21 protein-coding genes and 1 pseudogene are annotated in these 19,802 nt (G+C 61.8%); 19 read left to right on the top strand and 3 right to left on the bottom strand.

Annotated elements, in window-relative coordinates; translation table 11 throughout:
• The first annotated feature begins 62 nt into the window (after positions 1-62).
• The 3 genes from eno to ispD all read left to right on the top strand — a co-directional run bounded on the left by eno (position 63) and on the right by ispD (position 2,501).
• Entirely contained in the window at positions 63-1,352 is a 1,290-nt protein-coding gene (gene eno / locus NJ69_RS12780) for a phosphopyruvate hydratase (RefSeq protein ID WP_039579560.1), read from the top strand.
• A 163-nt stretch (positions 1,353-1,515) separates the two neighbouring features.
• Positions 1,516-1,797 carry a cell division protein FtsB gene (gene ftsB, locus NJ69_RS12775; RefSeq protein ID WP_029613437.1) on the top strand — a complete coding sequence of 94 codons (282 nt, stop codon included), beginning with the start codon at positions 1,516-1,518 and terminating at the stop codon, positions 1,795-1,797.
• Positions 1,794-2,501, top strand: a complete 708-nt coding sequence (gene ispD, locus NJ69_RS12770) for a 2-C-methyl-D-erythritol 4-phosphate cytidylyltransferase (protein ID WP_039579558.1) — start codon at positions 1,794-1,796, stop codon at positions 2,499-2,501. Before ftsB ends, ispD begins: the two co-directional genes overlap by 4 nt.
• Positions 2,502-2,527: 26 nt before the next feature.
• Here ispD and NJ69_RS12765 read toward each other — a convergent pair whose 3' ends face one another.
• Positions 2,528-3,424: a LysR substrate-binding domain-containing protein gene (locus NJ69_RS12765; RefSeq protein ID WP_029613439.1), complete on the bottom strand. Its 897-nt coding sequence runs from the start codon at positions 3,422-3,424 to the stop codon at positions 2,528-2,530.
• Positions 3,425-3,528: 104 nt separating this feature from the next.
• Here NJ69_RS12765 and NJ69_RS12760 point away from each other — a divergent pair, with 104 nt between their 5' ends.
• The 8 genes from NJ69_RS12760 (at position 3,529) to rpoS (ending at position 10,784) form a co-directional block, all read left to right on the top strand.
• Positions 3,529-4,641, top strand: coding sequence for an S-(hydroxymethyl)glutathione dehydrogenase/class III alcohol dehydrogenase (locus NJ69_RS12760; RefSeq protein WP_039579556.1), 1,113 nt, complete (start codon positions 3,529-3,531; stop codon positions 4,639-4,641).
• A gap of 8 nt (positions 4,642-4,649) precedes the next feature.
• Positions 4,650-5,495 carry an S-formylglutathione hydrolase gene (gene fghA / locus NJ69_RS12755; protein ID WP_039579554.1) on the top strand — a complete coding sequence of 282 codons (846 nt, stop codon included), beginning with the start codon at positions 4,650-4,652 and terminating at the stop codon, positions 5,493-5,495.
• A gap of 166 nt (positions 5,496-5,661) precedes the next feature.
• A complete protein-coding gene (ispF, locus tag NJ69_RS12750; RefSeq protein WP_039579552.1) occupies positions 5,662-6,135 on the top strand; it encodes a 2-C-methyl-D-erythritol 2,4-cyclodiphosphate synthase in 474 nt (157 codons plus the stop codon).
• Complete coding sequence (truD, locus tag NJ69_RS12745) at positions 6,132-7,190, top strand: tRNA pseudouridine(13) synthase TruD (protein WP_039579551.1); 1,059 nt, start codon at positions 6,132-6,134, stop codon at positions 7,188-7,190. The genes ispF and truD overlap by 4 nt, the downstream gene beginning before the upstream one ends.
• A complete protein-coding gene (surE, locus tag NJ69_RS12740) occupies positions 7,178-7,927 on the top strand; it encodes a 5'/3'-nucleotidase SurE (RefSeq protein ID WP_039579549.1) in 750 nt (249 codons plus the stop codon). The genes truD and surE overlap by 13 nt, the downstream gene beginning before the upstream one ends.
• Before the next feature lie 41 nt (positions 7,928-7,968).
• The gene (locus tag NJ69_RS12735) at positions 7,969-8,607 is read left to right on the top strand and encodes a protein-L-isoaspartate(D-aspartate) O-methyltransferase (protein WP_162889596.1); all 639 of its coding nucleotides are present in this window, start codon (positions 7,969-7,971) and stop codon (positions 8,605-8,607) included.
• Positions 8,608-8,806: 199 nt separating this feature from the next.
• Positions 8,807-9,667, top strand: a complete 861-nt coding sequence (locus NJ69_RS12730; protein WP_029613444.1) for a peptidoglycan DD-metalloendopeptidase family protein — start codon at positions 8,807-8,809, stop codon at positions 9,665-9,667.
• Between the two features lie 109 nt (positions 9,668-9,776).
• Complete coding sequence (gene rpoS / locus NJ69_RS12725; RefSeq protein WP_029613445.1) at positions 9,777-10,784, top strand: RNA polymerase sigma factor RpoS; 1,008 nt, start codon at positions 9,777-9,779, stop codon at positions 10,782-10,784.
• Positions 10,785-11,295: 511 nt separating this feature from the next.
• On the opposite strand, the gene fdxA is transcribed toward rpoS, so the two are convergent.
• On the bottom strand, positions 11,296-11,619 hold the full coding sequence (gene fdxA / locus NJ69_RS12720) for a ferredoxin FdxA (RefSeq protein WP_029613446.1): 324 nt from the start codon (positions 11,617-11,619) through the stop codon (positions 11,296-11,298).
• Positions 11,620-11,755: 136 nt separating this feature from the next.
• Positions 11,756-14,326 carry a DNA mismatch repair protein MutS gene (gene mutS / locus NJ69_RS12715; RefSeq protein WP_039579547.1) on the bottom strand — a complete coding sequence of 857 codons (2,571 nt, stop codon included), beginning with the start codon at positions 14,324-14,326 and terminating at the stop codon, positions 11,756-11,758.
• Between the two features lie 122 nt (positions 14,327-14,448).
• Between mutS and NJ69_RS12710 the strand changes: the two genes are divergently transcribed.
• From NJ69_RS12710 to NJ69_RS22645, 8 genes and pseudogenes are all read left to right on the top strand, one after another.
• On the top strand, positions 14,449-15,192 hold the full coding sequence (locus tag NJ69_RS12710) for a LexA family transcriptional regulator (protein WP_080754755.1): 744 nt from the start codon (positions 14,449-14,451) through the stop codon (positions 15,190-15,192).
• Between the two features lie 535 nt (positions 15,193-15,727).
• Positions 15,728-16,051 carry a phage holin family protein gene (locus NJ69_RS12705; RefSeq protein WP_039579545.1) on the top strand — a complete coding sequence of 108 codons (324 nt, stop codon included), beginning with the start codon at positions 15,728-15,730 and terminating at the stop codon, positions 16,049-16,051.
• An 11-nt stretch (positions 16,052-16,062) separates the two neighbouring features.
• A complete protein-coding gene (locus NJ69_RS12700; protein ID WP_029613449.1) occupies positions 16,063-16,560 on the top strand; it encodes a hypothetical protein in 498 nt (165 codons plus the stop codon).
• Entirely contained in the window at positions 16,557-17,117 is a 561-nt protein-coding gene (locus NJ69_RS12695) for a phage baseplate assembly protein V (RefSeq protein WP_039579543.1), read from the top strand. Before NJ69_RS12700 ends, NJ69_RS12695 begins: the two co-directional genes overlap by 4 nt.
• 86 nt (positions 17,118-17,203) lie before the next feature.
• On the top strand, positions 17,204-17,530 hold the full coding sequence (locus NJ69_RS12690; RefSeq protein ID WP_039579542.1) for a GPW/gp25 family protein: 327 nt from the start codon (positions 17,204-17,206) through the stop codon (positions 17,528-17,530).
• On the top strand, positions 17,527-18,408 hold the full coding sequence (locus NJ69_RS12685) for a baseplate assembly protein (RefSeq protein WP_039579540.1): 882 nt from the start codon (positions 17,527-17,529) through the stop codon (positions 18,406-18,408). Before NJ69_RS12690 ends, NJ69_RS12685 begins: the two co-directional genes overlap by 4 nt.
• 1 nt (position 18,409) lies before the next feature.
• Positions 18,410-19,018 carry a phage tail protein I gene (locus tag NJ69_RS12680; protein WP_039579538.1) on the top strand — a complete coding sequence of 203 codons (609 nt, stop codon included), beginning with the start codon at positions 18,410-18,412 and terminating at the stop codon, positions 19,016-19,018.
• Positions 19,011-19,802: pseudogene (locus tag NJ69_RS22645) on the top strand (phage tail protein); the annotation flags it as partial. The gene NJ69_RS12680 and the pseudogene NJ69_RS22645, both read left to right, overlap by 8 nt.

Below are 19,802 nucleotides of genomic sequence, written 5' to 3'. Positions count from 1 at the left end.
TGGCGCAAGGCAAGAATTCCTCAAGCTGCGTTGTTTTCGTCAATTCTGGAGTGCTTACAACAATGGCAAAGATCGTCGACATCAAAGGTCGTGAAGTTCTCGACTCGCGTGGCAACCCCACCGTGGAAGCCGATGTACTGCTCGACAACGGCATCATCGGCAGCGCCTGTGCGCCGTCCGGTGCTTCCACCGGCTCGCGCGAAGCGCTCGAGCTGCGTGATGGCGACAAGAGCCGTTACCTGGGCAAGGGTGTGCTCAAAGCCGTCGGCAATATCAACGGTCCGATCCGTGATCTGTTGCTGGGCAAGGACCCTTGCGACCAGAAAGCACTCGACCGTGCGATGATCGAACTCGACGGCACCGAGAACAAAGCAAAACTCGGCGCCAATGCCATCCTCGCCGTGTCGCTGGCGGCCGCCAAGGCCGCTGCACAGGACCAGGACCTGCCGCTGTACGCGCACATCGCCAACCTCAATGGCACCCCAGGCCAGTACTCCATGCCGGTGCCGATGATGAACATCATCAATGGCGGCGAGCACGCCGACAACAACGTCGACATTCAGGAGTTCATGGTCCAGCCGGTCGGCGCCAAGACCTTCTCCGACGGTCTGCGCATGGGTACCGAGATCTTCCACCACCTCAAGGCCGTGCTCAAGGCCCGTGGTCTGAGCACCGCCGTGGGTGACGAAGGTGGCTTCGCCCCGAACCTGGCCTCGAACGAAGATGCACTGGCCGCCATCGCCGAAGCAGTCGAGAAAGCGGGCTACACCCTCGGCACCGATGTGACCCTGGCCCTGGACTGCGCCGCTTCCGAGTTCTACGAAGACGGCAAGTACAACCTGTCCGGTGAAGGCAAGTCGTTCGACGCCGAAGGCTTCGCCGATTACCTCAAAGGTCTCACCGAGCGCTTCCCGATCATCTCGATCGAAGACGGCCTGGACGAGTCCGATTGGGCGGGCTGGAAAATCCTCACCGACAAGATCGGCGCCAAGGTGCAGCTGGTCGGCGACGACCTGTTCGTGACCAACACCAAGATCCTCAAGGAAGGCATCGAGAAAGGCATCGGTAACTCGATCCTGATCAAGTTCAACCAGATCGGCTCGCTGACCGAAACCCTGGAAGCCATCCAGATGGCCAAGGCTGCTGGGTACACTGCGGTTATTTCGCACCGTTCCGGTGAGACCGAAGACTCCACCATCGCCGACCTGGCTGTGGGCACTGCCGCTGGCCAGATCAAGACCGGCTCGCTGTGCCGCTCCGACCGCGTCTCGAAGTACAACCAGTTGCTGCGTATCGAGGAACAATTGGGTGCCAAGGCCGTCTACCGTGGCCGCGCCGAGTTTCGCGGCTGAGCGAGAGATGGTAAAAAGGCAGCAGCCGTGGCTGTCTGAACGCTCTTACTGAGCGTTCAGCGCTTTCAGACTGGTTTCTGTCATCGAAGCCTGGCCTCGGCCAGGCTTCGTGCTATCGGAAGCTCGCTGCGGCCTGCGGCGGCCTTTTATCCTGGATACCTTCATGCGCAGTCCCTATTGGTTGTTCCTCGTTCTGCTGTTGCTGCTTGCAGGCTTGCAGTATCGCCTGTGGGTAGGCAATGGCAGTCTGGCGCAAGTGGCCGAGTTGCAGCAGCAGATCGCCGACCAGCATGCTGAAAATGAGCGGCTGCTGGAGCGCAATCGCGTGCTCGACGCTGAAGTGCTGGAGTTGAAGAAAGGTATGGAAACCGTGGAAGAACGGGCTCGCCACGAATTGGGAATGGTGAAGGAGGGCGAAACCCTCTACCAGTTGCCACAGAAATGACCCAACAGACGCCGGCCTTCTGGGCCGTGATTCCTGCCGCGGGCGTTGGTGCCCGCATGGCTGCCGACCGTCCCAAGCAGTATCTGCAACTGGCTCGGCAGACACTCCTCGAGCATAGCCTCGACTGTTTTCTCAGCCACCCGATGCTCAAGGGCGTGGTGGTCAGCGTTGCCGAAGACGACCCCTTCTGGCCAGGCTTGCCCTGCGCTCACGACCCGCGCATTCGCCGCGCGACAGGCGGGCGCGAGCGTGCCGATTCGGTGCTCAATGCGTTGCTGCTGTTGCATGCGCAAGGCGCTGCCGATGATGACTGGGTGTTGGTACATGATGCGGCCAGGCCGAACTTGGCTCGCAGTGACCTGGACAAACTGCTGTCGGAACTGGCTGACGATCCTGTCGGCGGGCTGCTGGCTGTACCGGCTCGCGACACCCTCAAGCGTGCTGACGCCCAAGGCCGCGTCAGTGCCACGATTGATCGCAGTACCGTGTGGCAAGCCTATACACCGCAAATGTTCAGGCTCGGTCTGCTGCATCGTGCACTGGCCGAGTGTCTGGTCGCGGATGTGGCGGTGACCGACGAAGCGTCCGCCGTCGAGTGGGCCGGGCTGGCTCCACGCCTGGTCGAAGGGCGCAGTGACAATATCAAGGTCACTCGCCCGGAGGATCTGGAATGGTTGCGCCAGCGCTGGGCTGGTCGGCGCTGAGGCGCCTGCGCTCCAAACGCCGTGCGTCAGTCTTGTCGATACTCCGGTAATCCCGCCAACGCCTCTTTCAAGTAATCCACCAATCGTCGAACCTTCGGCGAGAGATGCCGCTGCTGCGGGTACAGCGCCCACACGGCGGTATTCGGTGGTTGGTGCGCCTGCAACAGTGACACCAGCGCGCCGCTGTGCAGATGTTCGAGCACATAGTAGTCCGGCAGTTGGCACAGCCCCATGCCCTGTAGCGCTGCGTCCAGCACTGCTTGACCGCTGTTGCAGCGCCAGTTGCCTTGCACGCGCTGGCTGATTTCTCGTCCATCCTGCTGCAGCACCCACAGGTCTGAACTGCCGACCAGGCAATTGTGTCGGGCCAGTTCCGACAGGCTGTGGGGACGGCCATAGCGCTCGAGATAGGCCGGCGAGGCACACAGGTACATGCGCCGCGGTGCCAACCGCGTGGCGATCAGCCTGGAGTCCTGCAGGCGACCCAGGCGGATGGCCAGGTCCATGCCTTCGTGTAGCAGGTCGAGGGTACGGTTGCTCAATTCCACGTCCACCCGCAACTGTGGGTAGCGCGCCATGAAGCGTGTCACCAGCGGCACGATGAAGCGTTCGCCATAGGCCACGGCGCACGTCATGCGCAGCAAGCCCTTGGGTTCGCTGGCCAGATCGCCCATCGCTCGCAGCGCCTCTTCACGTCCGTCCTGCAGGCGCTGACAGTGCTGTAGAAAGGTTTGCCCGGCTTCGCTCAGGGTCACTCGCCGCGTGCTGCGATACAGCAGGCGGGTCTGTAGACGCTCTTCCAGTCGGACGATCTGTCGACTGATATGTGAAGAAGACACACCCAAGCGCTCGGCCGCTGCGGTGAATTGCCCGGCCTCTGCAACGGCTACGAATTCATCGATCCCTTCCCAGCGGCTGCTCATTGATTATCCCTGCATGGCAATAATGTTTTGCTAGTGCTGGGATTATTTATCAAAAGGTGGTGAATTACACTGTCTCTCTCAATAGAACTCTGTTGGAGAGCCTGATGATCAAGTCCCGCGCTGCCGTTGCCTTCGAAGCGAAGAAACCCCTGGAAATCGTCGAAGTCGACGTGGCCATGCCCAAGGCGGGCGAAGTGCTGCTGCGCGTGGTGGCCAGTGGCGTTTGCCACACCGACGCCTATACCCTCTCCGGCGCGGATCCGGAAGGTATTTTCCCCTCGATCCTTGGCCACGAAGGCGGCGCCATCGTCGAGGCGGTAGGTGAGGGTGTCACTTCGGTTGCCGTGGGCGATCATGTCATTCCGCTGTACACGCCTGAGTGCGGCAAATGCAAATTCTGTCTCTCCGGCAAGACCAACTTGTGTCAGGCCATCCGTGCCACGCAAGGCAAGGGCCTCATGCCGGACGGCACCACTCGCTTCAGCTACAAAGGCCAGCAGCTGTTCCACTACATGGGCACCTCGACCTTCTCCGAGTACACCGTGCTGCCGGAGATCTCGGTGGCCAAGATCCAGAAGGAGGCTCCGCTGGAGAAGGTCTGCCTGCTGGGCTGCGGCGTAACCACGGGTATCGGCGCGGTACTGAACACTGCCAAGGTCAAACCGGGTGATACCGTGGCCGTCTTTGGTCTGGGCGGCATTGGTCTGTCGGCAATCATCGGTGCGGTGAAGGCCAAGGCCTCGCGCATCATCGCGATCGACATCAACCCGGCCAAGTTCGAGATCGCTCGCCAGTTGGGCGCCACTGATTGCATCAACCCCAAGGAATACGATCGTCCGATCCAGGAAGTGATCGTCGATCTCACCGATGGTGGTGTCGACTTCTCCTTCGAGTGCATCGGCAATGTCCAGTTGATGCGTGCGGCGCTGGAATGCTGCCACAAAGGGTGGGGCGAGTCGGTGATCATCGGTGTCGCTGGCGCTGGCCAGGAAATCGCCACCCGGCCATTCCAGTTGGTCACCGGGCGCGTCTGGCGCGGCTCGGCGTTCGGCGGCGTGCGCGGCCGCAGCGAGCTGCCGAGCTACGTGGAAATGTCCGAAAAGGGCGAAATTCCGCTGGACACCTTCATCACCCATACCATGGGTCTGGAAGACATCAACAAAGCCTTCGACCTGATGCATGAAGGCAAGAGCATTCGCAGCGTGATCCACTTCTGAGGTCAGCCATGAGCCTGGAAAACATCTCCTGTCAAAAAAGCTTCGGCGGCTGGCACAAGCGCTATCGGCACACGTCCAAAGTGCTGGGCTGCGACATGGTATTCGCCGTCTATCTGCCTCCTCAGGCTGAGCTGGGCGGGAAACTGCCGGTGCTGTACTGGCTCAGTGGCCTGACCTGCACCGACGAGAACTTCATGCAGAAGGCCGGCGCCCAGCGCCTGGCCGCCGAACTGGGGTTGATCATCGTCGCGCCGGATACCAGCCCGCGTGGCGAGCAGGTGCCGGGCGACCCTGATGGGGCCTGGGACTTCGGCCTCGGTGCCGGTTTCTACCTCAATGCCACCCAGCAGCCATGGGCTCAGCATTACCGGATGCACGACTACGTGGTGCATGAGTTGCCGGCCTTGATCGAGGCGCATTTCCCGGCCTCCGAGCAGCGCAGCATCAGTGGTCATTCCATGGGCGGGCACGGCGCGTTGGTGTGTGCGCTGCGCAATCCGGGGCGCTATCGCTCGATTTCGGCGTTCTCGCCGATCAGTAATCCCATGGACTGCCCCTGGGGCGAGAAGGCCTTCTCCCGCTACCTGGGCGAAGACCGCTCGCGCTGGCGCGAGTGGGACGCCAGCGTCTTGCTGGCAGAGTCGAGCGACTGCCCGCCGCTGCTGGTCGATCAGGGCGATCGTGACGATTTCCTCGACAAACAGCTCAAGCCCCAGGCGCTCGAGCAGGCCGCTCGCAAGGCCGGGCATGCCCTGACCCTGCGCCTGCAACCGGGCTATGACCACAGCTACTACTTCATCGCCAGCTTCATCGATGACCACCTGCGCCATCACGCCCGTGCCTTGCACGGATGAAAAGCAGCGGCAAGCGGCAAGCTGCAAGAGAGAAGCAGCCCGCGCTAGGCTTGGCTTCTTGTAGCTTGTAGCTTGTAGCTTGTAGCTTGCAGCGTGCCGTTTCCGAGCAGCCTGCGGCTGCAAATACAGGTAGAATCCCGCCCTGACTCAATCAGGGCGTCTTTCTATGCGTATTGGCCACGGCTACGATGTGCACCGTTTTGCCGACGGTGATTTCATTACCTTGGGTGGGGTGCGTATTGCCCATAAATACGGCCTGCTGGCCCATTCCGATGGCGACGTGCTGCTGCATGCCCTGAGCGATGCCTTGCTCGGCGCGGCTGCGTTGGGCGACATCGGCAAACACTTTCCCGATACCGACCCGCAATTCAAAGGGGCGGACAGCCGCGTGCTGTTGCGTCACGTCCTCGCCGTCGTGCAGGCCAAGGGCTGGAAGGTCGGTAACGTCGACGCCACCATCGTCGCCCAGGCGCCGAAGATGGCGCCGCACATCGAGACCATGCGCCAGTTGATCGCCGAAGACCTGCAGGTCGAACTCGACCAGGTCAACGTCAAGGCCACCACCACCGAGAAGCTGGGCTTCACCGGGCGGGAGGAGGGGATCGCCGTGCATGCGGTCGCCCTGCTGCTGGCCTCATGACCGAATTGGAACTGCTGGGCCCGCGCGCCAGCGGCGAGGCCCTGGGCTGCGCGGTGCTCAAGGCGACCGCCGAAGACTTTCAAGTCGACGAAGTCTTGGACATTCCCCTGTCTGGCCAGGGCGAGCACCTGTGGCTGTGGGTGGAAAAGCGTGAGCTCAATACCGAGGAGGCGGCTCGCCGCCTGGCTCGTGCCGCAGGCGTGCCGTTGCGTGCCATCAGCTATGCCGGGCTGAAAGATCGCCAGGCCTTGACCCGCCAGTGGTTCAGTCTTCACCTGCCGGGCAAGGCCGACCCGGACCTGTCCCGGGCCGAGGATGAGAGCCTGCGGGTGCTCGAGCGGGTTCGCCATCAGCGCAAGCTGCAGCGTGGCGCGCATTCGGCCAATGGTTTCAGGTTGCGGCTCACGGCGCTCGATGCCGATCATTCGGCGCTGGATGCGCGTCTGGAACGGATCAAGACGCATGGCGTGCCGAATTATTTCGGTAGCCAGCGCTTTGGTCATGCCGGTGGCAATGTCCACGACGCCCTGAGCTGGGCCGCTCGCGAAGCGTTGCCGGAACAGCGCAACGTGCGTTCGCGGTTGCTCTCCACGGCGCGCAGTTATCTGTTCAATCAGGTGCTGGCTGCGCGAGTGACCGAGGGGACCTGGAACCTCGCTCAGGTCGGTGACCTGCTGGCATTTACCGATAGCCGTAGTTTCTTTCCGGCGAACGAAGCGGAATGTTCTGATCCAAGGCTGGCCGTTCTGGATCTGCATCCCACTGGACCGATGTGGGGCGCAGGGCTGCCGCCCACTCGCGACGCCGTGGCGGCGCTGGAAAGCGCCGTCGGTGCACGGCAACCGGCGCTGTGTCAGTGGCTGGGCAAGGCGGGACTGGATCACGAACGGCGCATACTGCGGCTCCCTATTGCGCGCCTGACGTGGCATTATCCCGAGCCTGATATCCTGCAACTGGAATTCGTCCTTCCGGCCGGATGCTTCGCCACCGTCGTGGTGCGCGAGCTTGTGGATCTGGTGCCGGCAGGGCAGACGGACAGCCCATGCGTATTCTGATTTCCAACGACGACGGTGTCACCGCTCCCGGCCTCGCTGCGCTCTACGATGCGCTCAAGGATCATGCCCAATGCACGGTGATCGCCCCGGACCAAGACAAGAGCGGTGCTGGCAGTTCGCTGACGCTCGACCGCCCGCTGCACCCCACGCGGCTGGGCAACGGCTTCATCAGCCTCAACGGCACGCCGACCGATTGCGTTCACTTGGGGATCAACGGCCTGTTGCCAGAAACCCCTGACATGGTGGTGTCCGGCATTAACCTGGGCGCGAACCTGGGGGACGACGTGCTGTATTCCGGTACGGTCGGCGCTGCGCTGGAGGGACGCTTTCTCGGCGGTACGTCGCTGGCGTTCTCCCTGTTGTCGCGCCAGCCAGACAACTTGCCGACGGCGGCCCATGTGGCTCGACGGGTCGTGGAGGCGCAGTCGCGTCTGCAACTGCCGCCACGCACCGTGCTCAACGTCAACATTCCCAATCTGCCGCTGGAGCATATCCGTGGTGTGCGCCTGACCCGCCTGGGTCATCGTGCGCGTGCGGCAGTCCCGACCCAGGTGATCAACCCACGGGGCAAGGAGGGCTATTGGATCGCAGCGGTCGGTGACGCCGAGGATGGTGGTCCGGGCACCGATTTCCATGCGGTGATGCAGGGCTACGTCTCCATTACCCCGTTGCAGTTGGATCGAACCTTCAATGAGGTTTTCGAAGGCCTGGAGAGCTGGCTGGAGGGCTTGCTCTGATGCGCGATCAGGACGATCTGCAACGCCGCGGCGGTATCGGCATGACCTCGCAGCGTACCCGCGAGCGGCTGATTCAGCGCCTGTACGAAGAGGGCGTGTCCAACACGCAAGTGCTCGAGACGATCCGCCGCACACCGCGCCATCTGTTCGTCGACGAAGCCCTGGCGCACCGGGCCTACGAAGATACCGCGCTGCCTATCGGCCATAATCAGACGATCTCTCAGCCATTCATGGTTGCGCACATGAGCGAATTGCTGCTCGAGGCCGGCCCGCTGGACAAGGTGCTGGAAATTGGCACCGGTTCGGGCTATCAGACTGCCATTCTGGCGCAGTTGGTGGAGCGAGTATTTTCGGTCGAGCGCATCAAGGTGCTGCAGGATCGCGCCAAGGAGCGACTGGTCGAGTTGAACCTGCGCAACGTGGTGTTCCGTTGGGGGGATGGGTGCGAGGGCTGGCCTGCTTTGGCGCCCTATAACGGCATCATCGTCACCGCAGTGGCAGCGGAAGTGCCGCAGGCGCTGCTCGATCAGTTGGCACCGGGTGGCCGTCTGGTGATTCCGGTCGGTCCAGCGGGGGAGGCTCAGCAACTGCTGCTCATCGTGCGTGAGGAGCACGGTTTCTCTCGACGGGCGCTGGGCGCTGTGCGTTTCGTGCCTTTGCTCAATGGACCGCTGGCCTGAGGGCCAGCGTCGAATCGTCAATATTTGCATCCGTAACGAATTCTTGCGGCGCCTGCCTGTCTATCAGGCGGGATGAGGCAATCCCACTTACAATTGCCGCACGCGTGAGCGCAGCAGCCAATCACGCTGGCCTCGGTTATAATTGCAACAATATTGCATATCGTCTTATCCAGATTTCGGCACCATGAGGGGAGCGCGGGTGGGTCACACAATCATTCGGCAGCGCAAGGATTGGTCGGGTTTCAAGCTACTGGTGATTGCGCTGGCCATGGGAACCCTGCTGGCGGGATGCTCCAGCACCGGTTCCAGTGGCGCCCGGGTGGTCGATCGCAATAGCGCGGCGCCCAAGCGTCCCACCGTGACGTCCGGCCAGTATGTGGTCAAGCCGGGTGACACCTTGTTCTCCATCGCTTTCCGTTATGGCTGGGATTACAAAGAGCTGGCCGCGCGCAACGGTATCGCGCCGCCTTACACCATTCGTCCTGGTCAGCCGATTCGCTTCAGCAGCGGCTCTGGTGGCAGTACCACGGTAGTCACTTCAGGCCCATCCTCGTCGAGCCGTACCACGGTCACTCGGCGTCCTGTCGGCGCATCCTCTTCTCCAGCAACAAATCGTGACAAGTCGGCAACTGCCCCCTCTGTTGCCACTGCCCCAGTCGTGACCCAGGTGCCAGCGGCTGAACGTGCTGTCGGTGGCTGGACCTGGCCGGCCAATGGCGTGTTGATTGGAAAATTTGCTTCAAACGGTAGTTTGAATAAAGGCATTGATATCGCCGGGGATTTGGGACAGCCTGTTTTTGCTGCATCTGACGGTGCTGTGGTTTACGCCGGGAGCGGTTTGAGGGGCTACGGCGAGCTCATCATCATCAAGCACAACGATACCTACGTCAGTGCCTACGGCCATAACCGCAGGCTCGTGGTTCGGGAGGGGCAGCAGGTCAAGGCAGGGCAGACGATCGCGGAAATGGGGTCCACAGGCACTGATCGGGTAAAGCTGCATTTCGAGATTCGCCGCCAGGGCAAACCCGTCGACCCTCTACAATTTCTGCCACGCCGTTGATTGTTGCACCAGCCTGTTCCTGAGGACGTAACGGGGACAGGCTTTAGCGCTGCCAGGGAATCAGGTGACGCTAGAGTCTGAGGTTCGAACTCAGCAAAGGACTATAACAATGGCTCTCAGCAAAGAAGCGCCGGAGTTTGACATCGACGATGACCTCCTAGTGATGGAGACAGGCATCGTTTTGGAAACGGATGTGGTGTCAGACGAACCTGTAGTACCTCCGGTTCGGACCAGGGCCAAGTCCGGCTCATCGCTTAAACAGCACAAGTACATCGATTACAGCCGTGCGCTCGACGCTACGCAGCTGTACCTCAACGAAATCGGTTTTTCACCGCTGCTCTCTCCTGAAGAAGAGGTGCATTTCGCGCGTCTTTCCCAGAAGGGTGATCCTGCAGGTCGCAAGCGCATGATCGAGAGCAATCTGCGTTTGGTGGTGAAGATCGCTCGGCGTTACGTCAATCGTGGTCTTTCGCTCCTGGATCTCATCGAAGAGGGCAACCTGGGCCTTATCCGCGCGGTCGAGAAGTTCGACCCCGAGCGTGGGTTCCGTTTCTCCACGTACGCCACGTGGTGGATTCGCCAAACCATCGAGCGGGCGATCATGAACCAGACCCGCACCATTCGTCTTCCGATCCACGTGGTCAAAGAGCTCAACGTGTATCTTCGGGCGGCGCGCGAGCTTACCCAGAAGCTCGATCACGAGCCATCCCCAGAGGAAATCGCGGGGTTGTTGGAAAAGCCGGTGGCCGAGGTCAAGCGCATGCTGGGCCTCAACGAGCGAGTTTCCTCTGTAGACGTATCACTGGGCCCTGATTCGGACAAAACCCTGCTCGATACGCTCACCGATGACCGCCCCACCGATCCTTGCGAACTGCTGCAAGATGATGACCTCTCCCAGAGCATCGACCAATGGCTGGGCGAACTCACCGACAAACAGCGTGAAGTCGTGATCCGCCGCTTCGGCCTGCGTGGCCACGAGAGCAGTACGCTGGAGGATGTTGGCTTGGAAATTGGTCTGACCCGGGAGCGGGTTCGCCAGATTCAGGTCGAAGGTCTCAAGCGACTGCGTGAAATTCTTGAGAAGAATGGGCTCTCCAGCGAATCGTTGTTCCAGTAACCGCCTGCTGGCCAGTCGACAATGCCCCGCTGAGTCCGGGGCATTTTTGTGGGCGATGGAAATGTTTCATGCTGGTCGCTTTGCAGTTTGGGCTGTAGGAGATCACTTACCAAAGCTGTAAGCCTTCATGCGTAGTGTAAGTAAAGTATTGTCGTTTGCAGCTTGGGTATTTTTATAACTCTATGATTTATAAGTAGTTTATAGGTATGTAAATGTGTTGCTGTCGTAGCATCTTGTAAGGTGCGCTGGTTGCTCCCCTCAGGGAAAACAGTAGTATCTGAACTGCGCCGACGGACTGGCGCAGGCTTTCAAGGATGATTGCCAAGGACATCGCAGGATGCGATTCATCAGGATGATGAAAGGGACAAGCAGGGACTACGGAAAAAATGTGGGCGGGTCAAACCGCCCCTTTTTTTGTCTGCGATTCAGCCTCCGATCCGGTGTAATTCCGAATCCGAGACATCAAAAAAGGCCCTGACGGGCCTTTTTTCGTTCTGCAACGCCGAGTGGATCAACGCTCCAGATCAGCGATCTTACCAGTCTTGCCATCCCACTCTTCGGCATCCGGCAGCGGATCCTTACGCTCGGTAATGTTCGGCCAGATTTCGGCCAGCTCGGCGTTGAGCTCGAGGAAGTTCTCCATACCCGATGGCACTTCATCTTCGGAGAAGATCGCCTGGGCCGGGCACTCGGGTTCGCACAGTGCGCAGTCGATGCACTCGTCCGGGTGGATGACCAGGAAATTCGGGCCTTCGTAGAAGCAGTCCACCGGACAGACTTCCACGCAGTCGGTGTACTTGCATTTGATGCAGTTGTCGGTGACGACGAAGGTCATTTCTAATTCTCTCCTCAGGCGACGGCGGCGCACCCTTCCTTTGAGGGCGGCGCGGTTCACGGTGACTGCTGGCCAGGCTAATAACCTGCAGCTCCGGCAAACCGCGGCGGATTCTACCAGCTTGCGCGGATCGCCGTTATAACAGGTTTTTCAGTTGATATAGCATTTCGATAGCTTGACGCGGCGTCATGTCGTCCAGATCCAGCTTGCCCAGCTTCTCGATGGCGGGGTGCGGGAGGCTGGCGAACAGATCGCTCTGGTGCGGTACCTGCGGCTCGCGCGTGCTCCGAGTCATCGGCGGTTCGTGGGGCAGGCTCGCGGTTTCCAAGCGACCGAGATGTTCGCGGGCGCGCTGGATGACCGGCGTCGGCACGCCTGCCAACTGCGCCACTGCCAGGCCGTAGCTCTGGCTGGCAGGACCTGGCAGGACATGGTGCAGGAAGACGATGCGCTCGTTGTGCTCAGTGGCATTGAGGTGCACGTTGGCCACCAGCGGCTCACTGTCCGGCAATACGGTGAGCTCGAAGTAATGGGTTGCGAACAGCGTGTAGGCGCGTAATTGCGCCAAGCGCTCGGCGGCAGCCCATGCCAGGGAGAGGCCATCGAAGGTGCTGGTACCGCGGCCCACCTCGTCCATCAGTACCAGGCTGCGCTCGGTCGCGTTATGCAGAATGTTCGCGGTTTCGCTCATCTCCACCATGAAGGTCGAACGACCGCCGGCGAGGTCGTCGCTCGAGCCGATGCGGGTGAAGATGCGGTCCACTGGCGACAGCTCGCAGCGCGCGGCTGGGACAAAGCTACCGATGTGGGCCATCAGCACGATGAGTGCGGTCTGGCGCATGTAGGTGGATTTACCACCCATGTTCGGTCCGGTGATGATCAGCATCCGGGTGCGATCATCCAACCCCAGGTCATTGGCCACGAAGGGCGTGGTCAGCACTTGCTCGACCACCAGGTGGCGACCCTGCTCGATGCGCATGCACGGCTCGTCGACAAAGCGTGGGCAGTTCAAGTCGAGGTTCAGCGCACGCTCGGCGAGGTTGCTCAGCACGTCCAGCTCGGCCAACGCGGCCGCGCTGTCCTGCAGCGGAGCAAGGTGGCTGATCAGGGTTTCAAGCAGCCCGTCGTAGAGCATCTTCTCGCGTGCCAGGGCGCGACTCTTGGCCGACAGCGCTTTGTCCTCGAAGGTCTTGAGTTCAGGCGTGATGAAGCGTTCGGCACCCTTGAGCGTCTGGCGACGGATATAGTCGGCTGGAGCCTGTTCGGCCTGCTTGGTTGGCAGCTCGATGAAGTAACCGTGTACGCGGTTGTAACCCACCTTCAGGTTGGCAAGGCCGGTGCGGGCTTTCTCGCGGGTTTCAAGGTCGATCAGGAATTGCCCGGCGTTTTCGCTGATGGCCAGCAGTTCGTCGAGCTCGCTGTCATAGCCGGTCTTGAGTACGCCGCCATCACGGATCACTGCGGGGGGATTGTCGATGATCGCCCGTTCGAGCAGGCTCGCCAGCTCGGGGTAGGTGCCGGTGATCGCCGCCAGACGCGCCAGGTGCGGCGCCTCCAGTTCGGCCATGGCGTTCTGCAATTCTGGTAGGGCGCCGAGGGCGTCACGCAGTCGCGCCAGGTCGCGCGGGCGCGCATTGCGCAGGCCGATCCGCGCGAGGATGCGCTCGATGTCACCGATTTCCTTGAGCTGCGGTTGCAGCTTTTCGAAACGGTAGCCATCGAGGAAGCAGCGAATCGAGTCCTGGCGCGCCTGTAGCACCTTGAGGTCGCGCAGAGGACGGTTCAGCCAGCGACTGAGCAGGCGACTGGCCATGGCCGTCTGACAGCGGTCGATGACCGACTGCAAGGTGTTGTCGCGACCGCCAGCCAGGTTGATGTCCAGCTCCAGGTTACGGCGACTGGCGCCGTCGAGGATCACGGTGTCGTCCATGCGCTCATGGCGCAGGCTGCGCAAGTGCGGCAGGCTGGTGCGCTGGGTCTCCTTGGCGTAGGTCAGCAGGCAACCGGCAGCGCCGATGGCCAAGGTCAGTTTGTCGCAGCCGAAGCCTTTCAGGTCCTGGGTCGCGAACTGCTGGCACAGGCTTTTGCGCGCCGAATCGCGATCGAAGTCCCAGGGGGCACGGCGCCGCGCGCCTGGGCGCTTCTCCGCCGGCAGGCCTTGCGGCCAATCGTCGGGAATCAGCAGCTCGACCGGATTCAGACGCTCCAGCTCGGCCAGCAAATTCTCCCAGCCTTTGATTTCCTGAACGCCGAAGTTGCCGCTGGTGATGTCCAGCACTGCCAGCCCGAACAGGCGTTCATCGCCCAGAACGGCGGCGATCAGGTTGTCGCGGCGCTCGTCCAGCAAAGCCTCGTCGCTGACGGTGCCAGGCGTGATGATACGCACCACCTGACGCTCGACCGGCCCTTTGCTGGTGGCCGGGTCACCGATCTGCTCGCAGATCACCACCGACTCGCCGAGCTTGACCAACTTGGCCAGATAACCCTCGAGCGAGTGGAAGGGAATCCCGCACATGGGAATCGACTGACCTGCCGACTGGCCCCGAGCGGTCAGGGTGATATCCAGCAATTTCGCGGCTTTTTTCGCATCTTCGTAGAAGATTTCGTAGAAGTCGCCCATGCGGTAGAACATCAGCTGGTCTGGATGCTGGTTTTTCAGCTTCCAGTATTGCTGCATCATCGGGGTGTGTGCGGAGAGATCAGACATTCAGGGCCTTGGAGCAGTGGTCTGGTGGCTATTTCGAAACCGGCAATGGTACAGGCTTTTGTCGGCCACTGCAGGGCAGCAGGCTGAACATGCATTTGCATTTCTGGAAAAACCCGAGCATTATGCATTTTATGCAAAAGCGCAACGTAGCCTCAGTACTCAGAGCATTGCTCGATCGCCACGGCCTGTCCCCGACGGAGCTGCATCGGCGCACGGGCGTCCCTCAATCCACCTTGTCGCGGATTCTCAGCGAGAAAATCGTCGATCCGTCGGACAAGCACGTCTCGAGGATCGCCGAGTATTTCGGCGTGAGCACCGATCAATTGCGCGGTCGCCTGGAGCTGGGCGACTCCCGTGCTGCTGAGCCCCTCCAAGGCCATGCGGAATTGAGCGATATCAGCTTGTGGGACGATGAAACACCCGTCGAGGACGACGAGGTGTCCGTGCCCTTCCTTCGAGAGGTCGAATTGGCAGCAGGATCAGGAAGATTCGTGATAGAGGAAAGCGAGCGTGCCCGCTTGCGTTTCGGCAAGCGCAGTTTGCGCCACAACGGTGTGCAGTTCGACCAGGCCAAGTGTGTCACGGTGCGTGGCAACAGCATGCTACCGGTGCTGCGTGACGGCGCCACCGTCGGCGTCAACACGGGTAAATGCGCCATCGGCGATATCATCGATGGCGACCTGTATGCCATCAATCACAATGGTCAACTGCGGGTCAAACAGGTGTATCGCCTGCCGACCGGCATCCGCCTGCGCAGCTTCAACCGGGACGAGCACCCCGACGAGGATTACAGCTTCCAACAGATGCAGGACGAGCAGATCAGCTTGCTCGGCCACGTTTTCTGGTGGGGCATGTACGCACGCTGACTGTGAATGGCTTCACTAAAACCCGCTTAGGCGGGTTTTTTCATGCCTGTTGAATGGCCATACCGACCGGCTGCGATGTCCTCACGCCCCTCCGCTGCACCAGCCCCGCTTTCCCACCTAGCGAAAACCCCTACAAGCCACAGCTCCCAAAGCTTTCATGCATATAAGCATTTCCCGGTGCAAAAATATTTTCAAAAATGCATTGACTGCATATGCATGGATGCATAACCTGTGTCCCAAGCCGGTCAGTAACCGGTTGATACACAGGCAGCGATGAACAGGCCTTGACTGTTCAGAGGGTTGGCAACTGGCCCGGGTGTGCAGCGTAAAGCACCACGATCAGTTATCCGGCGGGCAGGCGGCCGCGGTCGGAGTCACCAATTTGAAGCGGAGCCGTCCGGCGTCACCAGCTGTGGCCGGCGGTTCGACAACGCATTACTGAAGGGCCTGTGCCAACGGACCCTTTGGAATGCCGCGTGATACGGCAAGGGATCCGTCGGCAGTCGCCGACGGCCATTACACAGGAGACAGGACAGTGACGAGCGAGCAACAGACGTTACTGGAAATGCCGCTCTGGCTAGTAATCGTCCTGGCACTGCTGGGCGGTTTGTCGGGCGAGATGTGGCGGGCCGACAAAGCCGGTGCTCGCGGGTGGTCGCTGCTGCGGCGTCTGGCGTTGCGATCGGGGGCCTGCATGGTGTGCGGGGTCTCGACGGTGATGCTGCTGTACGCCAGCGGCATGTCGATCTGGAGCGCGAGCGCCTTCGGTTGCCTCACCGCCATGGCCGGTGCCGATGTCGCCATCGGCCTTTACGAGCGCTGGGCAGCCAAGCGCCTTGGCTTGAGGGAAGAGCAATAGGAGCGATGTTCATGAGCGAATTGGCCACGTTGCACGCGGCTTTGACTGCAACCATTCGAGAGGCGATTCCGGAGCTGGCGTCGGTCGATACCTACACCGAAGCAGAAAAGGCACCGGCGTTGCCGTCACTGCGCCACGGCATCGTGCGCATGGTCGCCGACTCAGCGCCCAGGGATGGTCGGTCGGTGCTGGTCACCACCTTCGAGGCGGACATCACCCCGGCTGCCTCGAACCCTCAGGCGCGTCTGCAGGGCAGCGTCCTGGCGGCGCAAGTGATGGACCTGTTGCGCCAGCAACTCTGGGGCCTGGAATTCGTCGAGCCGAGTCGCAACGTGCGGGCTTTCTTCGCAGGCTCAGGCTGGCGAGTACGATGGGACCAACCCGTGCTGCTCGGCGAGCTGCAATGGGATTGGCCCGATGAGCCGGCTGGTAGCCTCAAGCTGGGCTTCAGCCCTGACACCGGTAAAGGCAACGAACCGCACTATTTCGCCCCGGAGGACCTGGCATGAGCTATGTGAGTGCCTTGCATGATCGCATGCTCGCCAGCCTAGTGATCCCGTGTCGAGTGGTGGCGGTTGACCTGGCCGCGGCCCGGGTCAGGGTGTCCGACGGCAGCGGTTGGACCAGCGCTTGGGTGCGCTGGCATGCCCAGGCCGCCGGTCAGGCCCGTCACTGGCGAGCGCCAAGCCTGGGCGAGCAGGGGGTTCTGCTCAGTCCCAGCGGCGAACCCGCCCAAGGAACGTTTTTTGCGGGTCTCTACGGCAACGCTGGCAATGCGCCTGACACCCGCGAGCATGCCGAAGTCTGGCGCTTCGCCGACGGTGGCTCGCTGATCTACGACTGGCAGGCCAAGCGCTACGACATCGACCTGCCCACCGGCACCGTCCGCATCAAGGTGGGCGCCAGCACCCTGGTACTGACGGACGGCGCCGTCACCCTCGACGCCGCCAACATCACCCTTACCGGCAAGGTCGCCATCAACGGCCCGCTGACCGTCAGTGCCGACATCCTCGGCGGCGCACGCATCATCGATACCGCCGGCAACACACCCAATCACAAACACTGAAACCCGCCCGCAACGCGGGCATTTCTACGCCAGGAGAATGCCATGGATGCCTATCAACGCGCCCAGGCTTTACCGGGAGGCGCCCCATGATCGGCCTGGACCGCCGCACCGGTCAGCCGCTGGCCGGTATCGCCCATCTGCGCCAGTCCATCGAGGACATCCTCACCACGCCCCTGGGCAGTCGGCGCATGCGCCCCGAATACGGCAGTCAGCTGCGTCGCTATGTCGACTTGCCGGTCAATGAAGGTTGGAAAAGTGCCGTTCAGGCCGAGGTCGCCCGCGCTTTGGGGCGCTGGGAGCCGCGCCTCGAGCTGGAGCGGGTCAAGGTCGTGGCGGTGCTCGATGGCCAGGTCAGCCTGGCGCTGAGCGGCCGCTACCTGGGCGATGAAGCCCTGGTGGAGGTGAGCGTATGAGTCAGGTCGACCTGTCGAAATTGCCGGCGCCGCAACTGCTCGAAGACCTGGACTTCGAGGCGCTCTACCAAGCGGACCTCGACACCTTCCGTGCTCACATGGGCGATGACTGGACCGCGCAACTGGAGAGCGATCCGGTGACCAAGCTGCTCGAAGTCGGGGCCTACCGCAAACTGCTCAACCGCGCCCGTGTCAACGATGCCGCCAAGGCCTTGCTGCTGGCGTACGCCCAAGGCAGCGACCTCGATCAACTGGCCGCCAACGTCGCCCTGCAGCGCCTGGTGGTCCAGCCCGCCGACTCGACCAGTCTGCCACCTACCGAGGCCATTCTCGAGTCCGACGACGCCCTGCGCGAGCGGGTGCAACTGGTCTACGAGGGCCTCACCACTGCCGGTCCGCGCAACAGCTACATCCTCCACGCCCGTAACGCTTCGGGACGGGTCGCTGACGCGACCGCCGAAAGTCCGTCGCCGGCGGTGGTCGATGTCACGGTGTTGAGCATCGATGACCAGGGCGTGGCGACCCAGGCGCTGCTCGACGAAGTCAGTGCCTACCTCAATGACGATGACATCCGTCCGGTCGCTGACCGGGTCAATGTGCGCAGCGCCCAGGTGCTGCCGTATCGGATCAACGCGGTGCTGCACATGGCCGACAGCGGTCCGGAATATGAGGCCATCCTCAGCGAGTGCCAACGCCGCTTGCAGGCCTGGGTCAACCCTCGCCGTCGGCTGGGCGTCGAGGTAGCCCGCTCGGGCATCGATGCGCAATTGCACATCGACGGCGTCAGCCGGGTCGAGCTGATCGACTGGACCGACATTCGCCCGAGCAAGGCTCAGGCAGCGTGGTGCACCGGTTTCGATCTCAAGCGCGGAGGCTGATATGAACAGCCTCCTGCCCCTGAATCGCACACCGCTGGAGCGGGCTCTGGAACGCGCGAGCGACGAGGACCTGAAAGTCACCCTGCGCCAGTTGTACAACCCCGACACCTGCCCGGCGCATCTGCTTTACCAATTGGCCTGGGCCTGGTCGGTGGACCGCTGGGACGACAGTTGGAGCGAGGCGATCAAGCGTTCGGTGATCCGCTCCACCTTCTTCGTCCACGCCCACAAGGGCACCCTCGGCGCCCTCAGGCGAGTGGTCGAGCCATTCGGTTACCTCATCGAGGTGCAGGAGTGGTGGCAGGCCAAGCCTGCCGGCGTGCCTGGCACCTTCGCGCTGAAGGTCGGCGTTGCCGACGCCGGTATCAGCGAACGGACCTACAACGAGCTGTCGGCGCTGATCGACGACGCGCGCCCGGTCAGTCGGCACTTGATCGGGCTGGTGATCAGCCTGGAGAGCAAGGGCGCGTTGTACTTGGGCTGCGCGTTGCAGGACGGCGACGAGCTCGACATCTATCCACCTGCGGCTCGCGATATCGACATCGTCGGCACTATCGGCCGCGGCGGCCGCGAACACATCATCGATACCTTGGACATTGCACATGGTTGATCAGAATTCCCAGTTCTACGCCATCCTCACCAACGTGGGCGCGGCGAAGCAGGCCAACGCGGATGCCTTGGGCATCCCATGGACCATCACTCACATGGGCGTAGGCGATGCCAACGGCACCGACCCCACGCCCAATGCCACCCAGACCAAGCTGATCAACGAGTGGCGCCGGGCGCCACTGAATCAGCTCAAGGTGGACGACAAGAACAGCGCGATCATCGTGGCCGAACAGGTCATCCCGGCCGAAGTCGGTGGCAAATGGATCCGCGAGATCGGCTTGTACGATGCCAATGGCGATATGGTCGCCGTGGCCAACTGCGCGCCGACCTACAAACCGCTGCTCAGTCAGGGTTCTGGCCGTACCCAGGTGGTGCGAATGAGTCTGGTGGTGAGCAGCGCCAGCAACGTGCAGTTGAAAATCGACCCGGCAGTGGTGCTGGCGACCCGCGAGTGGGTCACCGAGGAACTGGCCCGCCAGGACTTCAAGCATTCGGTGCTGGTCGCTACCACAACCGGCATCAACCTGACGGGCCTGCAGACCATTGACGGCGTGGCCCTTACGGCGGGCGCTCGAGTGCTGGTCAAGAACCAGGTCTCGGCCAAGGAAAACGGCATCTACACGGTGGTGGCGGGGGCCTGGAAGCGGGCCCCTGACGCCGACAGCAGCGCCAAGGTCACCCCTGGGCTTCTGGTGTTGGTGGAGTCGGGAACGGTCAACGGCGATAGCGCCTGGCAACTGGTGACCGATGCGCCGATCACACTTGGCGTGACCGCCCTGTCATTC

This window comes from Pseudomonas parafulva (assembly GCF_000800255.1).
Classification (GTDB): Bacteria; Pseudomonadota; Gammaproteobacteria; order Pseudomonadales; family Pseudomonadaceae; genus Aquipseudomonas; species Aquipseudomonas boreofloridensis.
Note: the sequence above shows the minus strand (reverse complement) of the source record. Positions and strands in the feature narration are given on the sequence as shown.